The 12,621-nt window shown below is 63.8% G+C and carries 13 protein-coding genes; 11 read left to right on the top strand and 2 right to left on the bottom strand.

All coding sequences use genetic code 11. The annotated features are described in order from the left end of the window. Nucleotides 1-14 precede the first annotated feature (14 nt). The gene (locus tag HFL01S_RS06000; RefSeq protein ID WP_066256072.1) at nucleotides 15-698 is read left to right on the top strand and encodes a dienelactone hydrolase family protein; all 684 of its coding nucleotides are present in this window, start codon (nucleotides 15-17) and stop codon (nucleotides 696-698) included. A gap of 7 nt (nucleotides 699-705) precedes the next feature. Further along, the gene (locus HFL01S_RS05995; protein ID WP_066256070.1) at nucleotides 706-1,623 is read left to right on the top strand and encodes an amidohydrolase family protein; all 918 of its coding nucleotides are present in this window, start codon (nucleotides 706-708) and stop codon (nucleotides 1,621-1,623) included. A 25-nt stretch (nucleotides 1,624-1,648) separates the two neighbouring features. Here HFL01S_RS05995 and HFL01S_RS05990 read toward each other — a convergent pair whose 3' ends face one another. After that, nucleotides 1,649-2,770 (bottom strand): magnesium transporter CorA family protein, encoded by a 1,122-nt coding sequence (locus tag HFL01S_RS05990; protein ID WP_066256067.1) that lies wholly within the window; start codon nucleotides 2,768-2,770, stop codon nucleotides 1,649-1,651. Nucleotides 2,771-2,783: 13 nt separating this feature from the next. Then, a complete protein-coding gene (hemB, locus tag HFL01S_RS05985) occupies nucleotides 2,784-3,785 on the bottom strand; it encodes a porphobilinogen synthase (RefSeq protein ID WP_066256065.1) in 1,002 nt (333 codons plus the stop codon). Nucleotides 3,786-3,989: 204 nt separating this feature from the next. Here hemB and HFL01S_RS05980 point away from each other — a divergent pair, with 204 nt between their 5' ends. From HFL01S_RS05980 to fusA, 9 genes are all read left to right on the top strand, one after another. After that, a complete protein-coding gene (locus tag HFL01S_RS05980; RefSeq protein ID WP_066256062.1) occupies nucleotides 3,990-5,120 on the top strand; it encodes a hypothetical protein in 1,131 nt (376 codons plus the stop codon). 252 nt (nucleotides 5,121-5,372) lie between these two features. After that, a complete protein-coding gene (locus HFL01S_RS05975; protein ID WP_066256060.1) occupies nucleotides 5,373-5,801 on the top strand; it encodes a CopD family protein in 429 nt (142 codons plus the stop codon). Further along, on the top strand, nucleotides 5,801-6,925 hold the full coding sequence (locus HFL01S_RS05970) for a VanZ family protein (protein WP_066256058.1): 1,125 nt from the start codon (nucleotides 5,801-5,803) through the stop codon (nucleotides 6,923-6,925). The genes HFL01S_RS05975 and HFL01S_RS05970 overlap by 1 nt, the downstream gene beginning before the upstream one ends. 9 nt (nucleotides 6,926-6,934) lie before the next feature. Beyond that, nucleotides 6,935-7,276 carry a (2Fe-2S) ferredoxin domain-containing protein gene (locus tag HFL01S_RS05965; protein ID WP_066256055.1) on the top strand — a complete coding sequence of 114 codons (342 nt, stop codon included), beginning with the start codon at nucleotides 6,935-6,937 and terminating at the stop codon, nucleotides 7,274-7,276. Nucleotides 7,277-7,310: 34 nt separating this feature from the next. Further along, complete coding sequence (locus tag HFL01S_RS05960; protein WP_066256052.1) at nucleotides 7,311-7,934, top strand: alpha/beta hydrolase; 624 nt, start codon at nucleotides 7,311-7,313, stop codon at nucleotides 7,932-7,934. Nucleotides 7,935-7,980: 46 nt separating this feature from the next. Next, nucleotides 7,981-9,168 (top strand): D-alanyl-D-alanine carboxypeptidase family protein, encoded by a 1,188-nt coding sequence (locus tag HFL01S_RS05955; RefSeq protein ID WP_066256050.1) that lies wholly within the window; start codon nucleotides 7,981-7,983, stop codon nucleotides 9,166-9,168. A 135-nt stretch (nucleotides 9,169-9,303) separates the two neighbouring features. Continuing rightward, a complete protein-coding gene (rpsL, locus tag HFL01S_RS05950) occupies nucleotides 9,304-9,681 on the top strand; it encodes a 30S ribosomal protein S12 (protein WP_066256048.1) in 378 nt (125 codons plus the stop codon). Between the two features lie 156 nt (nucleotides 9,682-9,837). After that, nucleotides 9,838-10,308 (top strand): 30S ribosomal protein S7, encoded by a 471-nt coding sequence (gene rpsG, locus HFL01S_RS05945; RefSeq protein ID WP_066160156.1) that lies wholly within the window; start codon nucleotides 9,838-9,840, stop codon nucleotides 10,306-10,308. Nucleotides 10,309-10,405: 97 nt separating this feature from the next. Then, entirely contained in the window at nucleotides 10,406-12,508 is a 2,103-nt protein-coding gene (gene fusA, locus HFL01S_RS05940; RefSeq protein ID WP_066256046.1) for an elongation factor G, read from the top strand. Nucleotides 12,509-12,621 lie beyond the last annotated feature (113 nt).

Genomic DNA, 12,621 nt, shown 5'->3' with positions numbered 1-12,621 from the left:
CGTTCGGAGACACCATGGGCAGCTTTGTACAAGTCACTTCCGCCGACGGATTCAAGTTCCCCGCCTACGTGGCCCAGCCCGCGGTCCAGTCCAGGGGCGGGCTGGTCGTGCTGCAGGAAATCTTCGGCGTCAACAGCCACATCCAGGCCGTGGCCGACGGCTATGCGGCCGAAGGCTATTTCGTGGTGGCTCCGTCCACCTTCCACCGGGTGCGGCAAGGCGTGGAGCTGGGCTACACCGAGGCCGACATGGGCGAGGGCATGGCCCTCAAGACCGCGGTCGAGGCCCTGCCCCCACCGGGCGTGATGGCCGACATCCAGGCCGCGATCCAGCTGGCGGCGCAGGGCGGCAAGGTCGGCATCGTGGGTTACTGCTGGGGCGGCCTGCTGACCTGGCGCTCGGCCTGCACGCTGCAGGGGCTGTCGGCGGCGGTGCCGTACTACGGCGGCGGCATGACCACACCGGACGAGATGGCGCGCAAGGAGCAGGTCCCGACGCTGGCGCACTTTGCCGAGCAGGACCGCTGGATTCCTCTGGACGGCGTCGAGGCGTTCCGTCAGGCGCATCCCGCGGTGACGGTGCACCTCTATCCGGCGCACCACGGTTTCAACTGCGACCAGCGGGGCTCCCGGGATGCGCCCTCGGCTGCGCTGGCCCGGGAACGCACGCTCGCCTTCCTTGCACAACACCTGGGCTGAGGCCGGCATGCGCGACCTGCTGCGACGGGGCCTGTTGTGGCTGGCCTGTGGCGCGGCGCCTGCGATGGCGCAGACCCCTTATGCGGGGCCGCTGTTCGACGCCCATCTGCACTACAACGACGAGGCCTGCGTGCAGGACGCGCCCGACCCAGGCTGCCCGCACCCGCTGACCGATGTGCTGGCCCGCATGCAGCGCAACGGCGTGCGCGCGGTGCTGGCCAATTCGCGCCCCAATGCCGGCACCCTTGCCCTGGCCGGCGCGCGCGAGGCCACCCATGCCGCGGGCGTGACCGTGGTGCCCTTTGTGCGCCTGTACAGGAACCGTGCCGACTACAGCGGCTGGTTCCAGGACGAGAGCATCGTCGAGCTGGTGACCACCGAACTGGCGCGCGGCACGCCGGCCGGCCCCTACCGGGGCCTGGGGGAGTTCCACCTCTACGACAGCGCCAACGCCAACGGACCGGTCGCGCGGCGGCTGATGGCCCTGGCCGAGGAGAAGGGGCTGGCCGTGCTCGCGCACGTCGACGACGTGGCGATCGATCTGCTGATGGCCGCCACGCCCAGCCAGGGGCAGAAGATGCGCCTCATCTGGGCGCACACGGGCATCGGTGGGGCTTCTGTCGAACGCGTCGACGCGCTCATGGCGCGCTACCCCCTGCTGATGGGTGAGCTGTCCTACCGGCCGGGGCTGACCTGCGGCGACGGGCAGCTCTGCCCCGAGTGGCACAGCCTGCTGCTGAAGTACCCCGAACGGTTCGTGATCGGATCGGACACCTGGGTCAACCAGCGCTGGCTCTATTACGACGAGCTCATGCAGTCTTACAGGCACTGGCTGGGCGGGCTGCCGGCCAGCGTGGCCCGCCGCATCGCCTGGGACAACGCTGCAGCGCTGTTCGGAGTGGCGCACAACAACGGCCGGCCCTGAGGCCCCGACGCGCTGGGCCGCGCCGTCAGCGTCCGCTGCGCGCCAGGTAGCGCTTGCGCCAGAACACCACGCTCAGCCCGGCCGCGATCAGGACCATCGACCCCATGGCCCACCAGAAGCCGGCGTTGTCATGCAGCAGCGGGATGAAATCGAAGTTCATGCCGAAGATGCCGGCGATCAGGTTCAGCGGCAGGAAGATGGCGGTCAGCGCGGTGAGCGTGCGCATGATGTCGTTCGTGCGGTTGCTCTGCGCCGAGAAGTGCATCTGCACCGCGGTCTCCGCGTTCTGCTCCAGGCGCCGCACGTGGTGGATCACACGCTCGATGTGCTCCAGCACGTCGCGGCTGCGCACCTTGAGCAGTTCCAGGCCCTTGTGGCCACCGAAGTGATCGCTCTTGCCCTCGACCACCTCCCAGCCCGCCAGCGCCTCGATCCAGTCCTGAACGGCGGCACGCTGGTCCTCGCAGATCTCGTCGAGCTGGTGCAGCGAGATGCGCGCGTCCAGCAACGAGCTCCAGTTGTTGAAGCGGGTGGACGGGTGCAGCAGTTCGGCCTGCCAGTGGTCCAGCTGGCGCGTGAGTTCGCGCCGCAGCTCCAGGTAGCCGTCGACCATCTGGTTGACGATGCGCAGCATCAGGTCGGCCGGGCCGGCGGGCAGATTCACACCAGCCGCCCGCGCAGCACTCGTGCCCGCGCCCAGCAGGCGGGTGGCGTAGTGGTCCAGCACCGTGCAGCCGGCCGGGTGCACCGTCAGCAGCACCCGGTCGAACACCGCGAAGCCCACCGGGCTGGTGTCGATGCGGCGCAGCACCGGCGGTCCGCCGCGGCGGGTGGGTTGCGTGAGCACCTGGCCCGGGTGGGACAGGTCGGTTTCGCTGTGCCCGGCGGCCAAGCGGCGGAACACCAGCAGGTCGTACTGCGAGGTGTAGTCGAAATGCGAGGGCAGCTGGTTGTTCAGCAGGTCGGAGATGTGCAGGTCCACCAGCGGCACGCTGCCCAGCGCCTGCAGTGTGGACTGCACGTGGCCCTGCTCCAGCTCGAATTCCCGCCGGCCGCAGGCGATCCAGATGAACCCGGTGGCCGGCGGCTGTGTGGGCAGATCAGCCGATTCGGTGACCGAGGTCGTCTGGATGTGGAAGACGCGCATGCGAGGACTTGCTTCAGCCGCGCAGCAGACGAGCGGCGTCGCGGGCGAAATAGGTCAGGATGCCGTCGCAGCCCGCGCGCTTGAAGGCCATCAGGCTTTCCATCATCACGGTGTCGTGGTCGAGCCAGCCGTTCTGCGCGGCGGCCTTGAGCATGGCGTATTCGCCGCTGACCTGGTAGGCGAAGGTCGGCATGTGGAATTCGTCCTTCACCCGGCGCACGATGTCCAGGTAAGGCATGCCGGGTTTGACCATCACCATGTCGGCGCCTTCGGCGATGTCCAGCGCCACTTCGCGCAGGGCCTCGTCGCTGTTGCCCGGGTCCATCTGGTAGACCTTCTTGTCGGCCTTGCCCAGGTTGGCGGCCGAGCCCACCGCGTCGCGGAACGGACCGTAGAAGGCGCTGGCGTATTTGGCGCTGTAGGCCATGATGCGCGTGTGCACCTGACCGGCGGCTTCCAGCGCCTGGCGAATGGCGCCGATGCGGCCGTCCATCATGTCGCTGGGCGCGACCATGTCCACGCCGGCGGCGGCCTGGGTCAGCGCCTGCTGCACCAGGATCTTCACCGTCGGGTCGTTCAGGATGTAGTTGTGTTCGTCCAGCACACCGTCCTGGCCGTGGCTGGTGTAGGGGTCCAGGGCCACGTCGGTCATGACGCCCAGGCTGGGGAATTCCTTCTTGAGCGCCCGCACCACCCGCGGCACCAGCCCTTCAGGGTTCATGGCTTCCTGACCGTCCGGCGTCTTGAGCGACTGGTCGATCACCGGGAACAGCGCCATGTAGGGAATGCCCAGCTTCACGCAGTCCTCGGCCACCGGCAGCAGCAGGTCCAGGCTCAGGCGTTCGACGCCCGGCATGGATTTGACGGCCTCGCGCCGGCCGGCACCGTCGAGCACGAACACCGGGTAGATGAAGTCGGCGGGGCTCAGCCGGTGCTCGCGCACCAGGTCGCGTGTGAAGGCGTCGCGGCGCAGGCGGCGCGGGCGGGACAGGGGGTAGGGGGCGGGTGTGTGCATGAGGCTATTGTGGCAAACCGGTCAACCGTGCAGTAATTTGCGATGGCACCTGCGCGTGGTGCCTGATCGGTTGTTGCAAATCGTAAAAAAAGCACGATGATTAAGAACGGCGGAGCGATATGTTGATCTCCGTGTAATAAGAAAATACCGAAGCTTCTGCGACCTTCAGGAATGCAGTAGGAATCTTTCACTCAAGGCACTGTCATGCAGCCCACCAGATCCAGTCCATCCAACCAGACCTCCAACCCCAAGCCAGGCGCTCCGGCCGAGGCCGATGCATGGAAGCTGGAGGACCACTGGCAGGAGCTGGTGTCTGCGCTGGCCGACCAGTTCACCGAGGGTGTGAGCAGTCTCCAGAGCCAGATTGACCAGTTGCTGGCCAAGGGCCGGATCACCAAGATGGAACACCGGGCGCTGAACATTCCCGCCGAGCGCATCAAGCTGGCAGGGCTCAGCGCCCAGCAGATCCACCGCATGTACGGAGGGCGCATCCGCCAGTCGCACGAGAAGGTGAACATGGCCGATCTAGTGGAGGGCGTGCTGCAGGAGCGCAAGCAGGAGCTGGGCATCTTGGGCATCGCCCTGCGCCGCAAACTCAAGCCAGTCGAGGTGCTCATCGATCCGACGGTGGCGCATTCCTTCGTCAACGCGGTGCTCGACTGGGGCATTCCGTTCGGCAACCGGGTGGACGTGAGGGTGGATCTCAATGCCTGGCCGCAGCACGCGCGGCTGCAGATGCGCGTGGCCAACGACGGCGTGCCTCCCTCCAGCAGCACATCGTCCGACAGCCTCAGCTGGATGCTGATCCGCCAGATCGCGGCCGCCTCGGGCGGTATCGACCTTGAGCGCGACGTGACCGCCGAGGGTGTCAGCTTTACGGCGATGTTCAGCCGCACCGTGGTTCAGGCGGTCGACGGGATTTCGACTGTCGACCTGTCGGACGAGCACTCGTCGATGTTCAAGTCGCTCTCGGGCACCTATGTGCTCACGATTTCCCCGAGTCTGCAAATCCGTGCCGACGTGCGAGACGCGCTGCGTGAAATCGGGATCACCTCCGACAGCGTGGTCGACTTCCACCAGGCGCGTGACGCCGTCAAGGCCCGCATGCCCAACCTGATCGTGGTCGATTCGGAGCTCAAGGACGAAGAGTTCGATCGCTTCCGAAACGAGCTGCTGCGCGAGGTTTTCGAGTTTCCGTTCGTGGAGATTTCACCCGACGACAGTTCGTTTGATATGTCGGGTTTTGGCGAATTTTCGATGGCCAAGGTCGGACGAGGGAACATCCGTGAGGCGCTGGGCACGGCCGTGATGTTCGAACTGGCCAAGATGATGTAATGCTTTTGAATCTACTTTTTGGCCAACGTGCAGACCCTGTCAAAGCTGACAGGGTTCCGCTTCACATCCAATGTGATTTGTTGTAACATCAGTCCCGAGCGCGTCCTTGGACCGCTCCCCGCTTTTCCTCCCTGAGCGGGTGCCTTAGTGTGTGACAGCAAAAAGGCTTCCTAACCCGGCCCTGTGGGCCGGGTTTTTTTTGTGCCGCGCGATCCTGAGTCCCCGCGGCAGCGGCGCAGATAAACTGCCCGCATGCTCTGGGTCAAATCCTTCCACATCGTCTTCATCGCCAGCTGGTTCGCAGGCCTGTTCTATCTGCCGCGCATCTTTGTGAATCTGGCCATGGTTCCCCCCGAAAGCGTGGCCGAGCGCGAACGGCTGATGCTGATGGCCGAAAAGCTGTTCCGTTTCACCACCATGCTGGCTGTCCCTGCGCTGGCACTGGGGCTGTGGCTCTGGCTGGGGTACGGGATCGGCCTGGGTGCCGGCAACGGCTGGATGCATGCCAAGCTTCTGCTGGTGGTTCTGATCCTGGGCTATCACCACGCATGTGGGAAGCTCCTGAAGTCCTTCAGGACCAACGCCAATCGACGCCACCATGTCTGGTTCCGTTGGTTCAACGAGGCGCCGGTGATCATGCTGGTGCTGGTGGTCGTTCTGGTGGTCGTCAAGCCATTCTGATGACCGGGCGCGCTGTGGCGAGCCGATCCTCTGCCATTCCGCTGTCGCTGCTGTTTGCGGCGCTGGTCGTGTATGCCAGTCTCTACCCTTTCGAGGGCTGGAAGTGGTCAGGCGGACCAGTCTGGGCGTTTCTGAATGCGCCCCTTCCCAGGTACTGGACCAAGTTCGACGTATTGGCCAACCTGGTGGGCTATGTGCCTCTTGGGTTTCTGGCGGCGCTGGGGCTGCTGCGGTCGGGTTGGGGGCGCTGGGCGTGGCTGTTTGCGGTGCTGTTGCCGGCCATTCTGTCGCTGTCGCTGGAGACTTTGCAGAATTTTCTGCCCATGCGGGTTCCGTCCAACCTGGACCTGGGACTCAACATCGCGGGGGGCGTACTGGGCGTCTGTTTGGCCTGGTTGGTCGAGCGGCTGGGTGTGATGCGGCAATGGACACAGTTCCGCCGGCACTGGTTTGCGCCTCATGCGCACGCGTCGCTGGTGTTGCTGGCGCTCTGGCCGTTTGCCCTCTTGTATCCGGTGTCGGTACCGTTCGGTCTGGGGCAGGTCTGGGGTCAGCTGGAGGAGGCGTTGTCTGGCCTGCTGGTGGACACTCCCTTTCTGGTCTGGTTGCCCTTGCAGTCGGAAGCGGCCGTGCCTCTGAGCCCGCTGGCGCAGGCGCTGTGCGTGGCGCTGGGTCTGCTGGCACCGCTGATGCTGGGGTATGCGGATGTGCCTGCACCCTGGCGCCGGCTGGCGCTGCTGGCTGCGCTGCTCTTCTCGGCCCTGGGCGCCGCTGGATTTTCGGCGGCCATGACTTACGGGCCGGACCACGCTTGGGCCTGGGTGGACATGCCGGCGCTGCTGGGCATGGCTGTCGCGGCGGTGGTGGCGCTGGCCACGTTGCGGCTGCCATCGCGGGTGTGCCATGTGGGCCTTCTGCTGACGCTGGCGGTGTCGCTGAGTCTTCTCAATCGTGCGCCAGTGAGCGCCTACTTTGACCAGTCGTTGAACGTCTGGGAACAGGGGCGTTTCATCCGCTTCCACGGCCTTTCGCAGTGGCTGGGCTGGTTGTGGCCGTTTGCCGCTCTGGTGTATGCCGTGCGTGCAGTGACCCAGGTCCCCGTCGAGCGCCAGGTCGACCACTAGAATCCAGGCATGTCAGAGAACCGATCTTCCTACTACGAGCGCCACATCTTTTTCTGCCTGAACCAGCGCGACAGCGGCGAAAACTGCTGTGCGCAGCACAAGGCGCAGGCGGCCTTTGATCGGTGCAAGAGCCAGTCCAAGGCGCTGGGTTTGCTGGGTCCCGGCAAGGTGCGGGTGAACAAGGCTGGCTGCCTTGATCGCTGTGCTGGTGGCCCTATTGCCGTCGTCTACCCCGAGGCTGTCTGGTACAGCTATGTGGACGAACAAGACATCGACGAGATCGTGCAGTCGCATCTCAGGGACGGGGTGGTGGTCGAGCGTTTGCGAACGCCACCGGAAGTTGGGCGCTGAGATGCCCGGATTCCCGGGTTGGTAGCACGACGACGTGAACGCACACACCGAGCATCTTTTTCAGGTGGGGCCCTCCGGGCAGTTGGAGGCGGCCATCGACCGTCCTGTCGGGCCTTCCTGTGGGATGGCTGTCATCGCGCACCCCCACCCGTTGCATGGGGGGACTCTGACCAACAAGGTGGTGCAGACCCTTGCGCGCGCTTTTGTCCTCTGCGGCTGGTCGGCCGTGCGCTTCAACTTCCGTGGTGTGGGCGCGAGCGAGGGTGTCTACGACGAAGGGCGCGGGGAGCTGCAGGACATGCTGGCGGTTGTCCGGTCACAGGCGCCCGATGGCCCGCTGTGTCTTGCTGGTTTCTCGTTTGGCGGTTTCGTTGCAAGCCAGGCTGTGGCCGCACTGCACGGCCAGCGGGACATCCAGAAGGTGGTGCTGGTCGGTACTGCCGCCAGCCGGTTCGATGTTGCCGTCATTCCGGATGAACTTCGCCTGCGCACATTGGTCATCCATGGTGAGCACGACGACACCGTGCCGCTGCAGTCCGTGATGGATTGGTCGCGCCCGCAATCCCTGCCTGTGCTGGTGGTGCCTGGCGGGGGGCACTTCTTTCACGGGCAGTTGCCCTTGTTGCGAGAACTGGTGCAGCGGCATCTCGCCGCCTGAACTCGGGTCGCCTCGACCCTGGTCTTCTTTCTTCTTTTTCATATCCATGCTGTTTGAACGAATCTTGCGCAAAGGCGGTCTGTTGGCCGCTTTCTTTCTGAGTTGGCAACTGGCTGCCTCGGCGGCGGTTCCGCAACCTCCCGAAGTGGCGGCGCGGGCGTACCTTCTTCTGGATGTGTCGTCCGGGCAGGTCCTGGCAGCCAAGGACCAAGACAAGCCAGTCGAACCCGCTTCGCTGACCAAGCTGATGACGGCCTATCTCGTGTTCGATGCCCTCAAGTCCGGCAAGCTCGACCTCAAGCAGACGCTTTCGGTGAGCGAGCGGGCCTGGAAGATGCCGGGCTCTCGCATGTTCATCGACCCCAAGATGAAGGTGCCGGTGGAGGACCTCATCAAGGGCATGATCGTCCAGTCGGGCAATGACGCCACCATGGCCCTTGCCGAGGGCGTGGGCGGAAGTGCGGAGCAGTTCGTCGAAATGATGAACCGCCAGGCCAAGGCGCTGGGAATGAACGCCAGCAGCTTCAGGAACCCGGAAGGTCTGACCGTTCCGGGACACACCACCACGGCCCGGGATCTGGCGACGCTTGCGACCCGGCTGATGCGCGACTTCCCGGAATACGTTCCTTATTACGCCATTCAGCGCTACCGCTATCCGGGCACCCCTGCAGCCAACGACACCAACCGGAACCTTCTGCTGTTCCGCGACCCCACGGTGGATGGTCTGAAGACCGGGCACACCGATGCTGCGGGCTATTGCCTCGTCGCGACAGCGCGCCGACCGAGTGCCTTGCTGGGTGCCGGGCCAGAGGGGCAGCGCAGGCTGCTGAGCGTCGTGTTGGGAGCTGCAAGTGAAAACTCACGAGCAGCGGAGAGTCAGAAGCTGCTGAACTGGGGTTTCACGGCCTATGAGGCGGTCCGGTTGAGTTCCGCGGGCGGTGCGGTGGTTACTCCCCGTGTCTGGAAAGGTCGAGCAGACCAGGCCAAGCTGGGGCGCCCCGAGGGTGTAGTGGTATCCGTTCCGGCAGGAACCGGTGCCGGGCTCAAAACCGAAGTCACCCGTCCGGACCCGTTGGTGGCGCCTCTTCTCAAGGGGCAGCAGGTGGGGACGCTTCGCGTGCGCACCGCGGGTGGTGAGTTGGTTGCCGAGGTCCCTTTAACGGTGCTGGAGGCTGTTGATGAGAGTGGCATTTTCGGGCGGGCCTGGGATGCACTGCGGCTGTGGATCCAGTGATCATGCAGTGGGACTGCATGATCAAAAAATACTGACTTGGTCTTTCAATAGGCCCGTGATACAGTAGAGGGCTTTTCGGAATTTTCCGAAGGGTTTCGCTTTTTCGCTCATCAAACGTTTAGGGACGTTTCTTTCATGCCAACCATCAATCAACTCGTGCGCCACGGCCGGGAGGTCGAAAAGACCAAATCCAAGAGCCCGGCCATGGAAAACTCGCCGCAGCGTCGTGGCGTGTGCACCCGCGTGTACACCACGACCCCCAAGAAGCCCAACTCCGCTCTGCGTAAGGTTGCTAAGGTGCGCCTGACCAACGGTTTTGAGGTGATCTCCTACATCGGTGGTGAAGGCCACAACCTCCAGGAGCACGGTGTGGTGCTGGTCCGTGGTGGTCGTGTCAAGGATCTGCCTGGTGTGCGTTACCACATCGTTCGCGGTTCGCTGGACCTGCAAGGCGTGAAAGACCGCAAGCAGTCGCGCTCCAAGTACGGTGCGAAGCGTCCCAAGAAGGCCTGATCTTCCTGAGATAACGGTGTTTGCTCCGCCTGGCAGGTGGTGTGAACGTAGTGACCCCAAACACGGGCTGTTCCGTGCGGGTCGAGTAAGTGAGAGCTCCGGATGGCTCTCGCGGTGTCTGAAAAGACGCCAACTGAAGCAATGCAGAGGTAAAAAATGCCACGTCGTCGCGAAGTCCCTAAACGTGAAATCCTGCCGGATCCCAAGTTCGGTAATGTCGAGCTTTCCAAGTTCATGAACGTGATCATGGAAGGCGGAAAAAAGGCGGTTGCCGAGCGCATCATTTATGGTGCTCTCGAGCAGATTGAGAAGAAAACCGGCAAAGACCCGGTGGAAATCTTCTCGACCGCCATCAACAACGTCAAGCCCATGGTGGAAGTCAAGTCCCGCCGCGTGGGTGGTGCCAACTACCAGGTGCCCGTTGAAGTGCGCCCCGTCCGTCGTCTGGCGCTGTCGATGCGCTGGATCAAGGAAGCGGCCCGCAAGCGCAGCGAAAAGTCCATGGCCCAGCGCCTGGCCAATGAGCTGGTCGAAGCCACCGAAGGCCGTGGCGGCGCCATGAAGAAGCGTGACGAAGTGCACCGCATGGCCGAAGCCAACAAGGCGTTCAGCCACTTCCGCTTCTGATTTCTGCAGGCCTTCTGGGCCTGCCTTTCCCATCGGAAGCGAGCCCGCGGGCCCCATAAGGGTCGCGGGCTTTGGTACTTAATTTTGGAGAATTTTCATGGCACGCAACACGCCCCTTGAGCGTTACCGCAACATCGGTATTTCGGCCCACATCGATGCCGGCAAGACCACCACGACCGAGCGCATCCTGTACTACACCGGTGTGAACCACAAGATCGGTGAAGTGCACGACGGTGCCGCCACCATGGACTGGATGGAGCAGGAGCAGGAGCGTGGCATCACGATCACCTCCGCTGCCACGACCTGCTTCTGGCGCGGCATGGACAACTCCTTCCCCGAGCACCGCTTCAACATCATCGACACCCCCGGTCACGTGGACTTCACCATCGAGGTGGAGCGCTCCATGCGCGTGCTGGACGGCGCCTGCATGGTGTACTGTGCAGTGGGTGGCGTGCAGCCCCAGTCGGAAACCGTCTGGCGCCAGGCCAACAAGTACCGCGTGCCCCGTCTGGCCTTCGTGAACAAGATGGACCGCACCGGCGCCAACTTCTTCAAGGTTCATGACCAGATGAAGCTGCGCCTGAAGGCCAACCCGGTGCCGATCGTGATTCCCATCGGCGCCGAAGAGCACTTCACTGGCGTGGTCGATCTGCGCAAGATGAAGGCCATCATCTGGGACGAGGCTTCCCAGGGCATGAAGTTCACCTTCGAAGACATCCCTGCCAACCTGGTCGAGCTGGCCAAGGAATGGCGCGAGAAGATGGTGGAAGCTGCGGCCGAAGCCTCTGAAGAGCTGATGAACAAGTACCTCGAAGAGGGTGACCTGTCCGAAGCCGAGATCACCGCCGGTCTGCGTGCCCGCACGCTGGCTTGCGAAATTCAGCCCATGTTGTGTGGCACCGCGTTCAAGAACAAGGGTGTGCAGCGCATGCTGGACGCCGTGGTCGAGCTGCTGCCTTCGCCTGTGGACATTCCCCCCGTTGGTGGCACGGACGAAGACGAACAGCCGACCAACCGCAAGGCCGACGACGAAGAGAAGCTGTCCGCTCTGGCGTTCAAGCTGATGACCGACCCGTTCGTGGGTCAGCTGACCTTCGTGCGTGTGTACTCTGGCGTGCTGAAGAAAGGCGACACCGTCTACAACGCGGTCAAGGGCAAGAAGGAGCGCATCGGCCGCATCGTGCAGATGCACGCCAACAATCGCCAGGAAGTGGAAGAGATCCGCGCTGGCGACATCGCCGCCTGCGTGGGTTTGAAGGATGTGACCACCGGTGAAACCCTGTGCGACCCGTCCGCGATCATCACGCTGGAGCGCATGGTGTTCCCGGAGCCCGTGATCGCCCAAGCCGTGGAGCCCAAGTCCAAGGCCGACCAGGAGAAGATGGGCATTGCCCTGAACCGCCTGGCCGCCGAAGACCCGTCGTTCCGCGTGCGTACCGACGAAGAATCCGGCCAGACCATCATCGCCGGCATGGGCGAGCTGCACCTGGAAATCATTGTTGACCGCATGAAGCGCGAATTCGGCGTGGAAGCCAACGTCGGCAAGCCGCAGGTGGCCTACCGCGAAACCATCCGTGGCACCGTGGAAGAAGCCGAAGGCAAGTTCGTGCGCCAGTCGGGCGGTAAGGGCCAGTACGGTCACGTCGTGCTCAAGATCGAGCCGCAGGAAGCCGGCAAGGGCTTCGAGTTCGTGGATGCCATCAAGGGTGGCGTGGTGCCGCGCGAGTTCATCCCCGCGGTGGAAAAGGGCGTCAATGAAGCCCTGACTCAGGGCGTGCTGGCCGGTTACCCGGTGGTGGACGTCAAGGTCACGCTGCACTTCGGTTCGTACCACGACGTGGACTCGAACGAACTGGCGTTCAAGATGGCCGCCATCTTCGGCTTCAAGGAAGGCTGCAAGAAGGCCCAGCCGGTCATTCTGGAGCCCATGATGGCCGTGGAAGTGGAAACGCCGGAAGACTATGCCGGTACGGTGATGGGCGACCTGTCCAGCCGTCGTGGCATGGTGCAGGGCATGGAAGACATGGTTGGTGGCGGCAAGGCCATCAAGGCCGAAGTGCCCCTGTCCGAAATGTTCGGCTACTCGACCTCGCTGCGCTCGGCAACGCAAGGCCGTGCGACCTACACGATGGAGTTCAAGCACTACTCGGAAGCCCCGCGCAACGTGCAGGAAGCCATCATCTCGGCACGCGCCAAGTAATTCGAACCTGTCTTCGGCACCGCCTTGTGCGGTGGGGTGGCTGCCCGTGGCTGCCCCCTGCCGGAGACGTTAAACACTCACGGGTTTTGTTCTTTCAACAGAGGTATTTGCAA

This window comes from Hydrogenophaga flava NBRC 102514, from assembly GCF_001571145.1.
In the GTDB taxonomy this organism is placed as follows: domain Bacteria; phylum Pseudomonadota; class Gammaproteobacteria; order Burkholderiales; family Burkholderiaceae_C; genus Hydrogenophaga; species Hydrogenophaga flava.
This window is presented reverse-complemented; position numbering and strand designations above follow the sequence as displayed.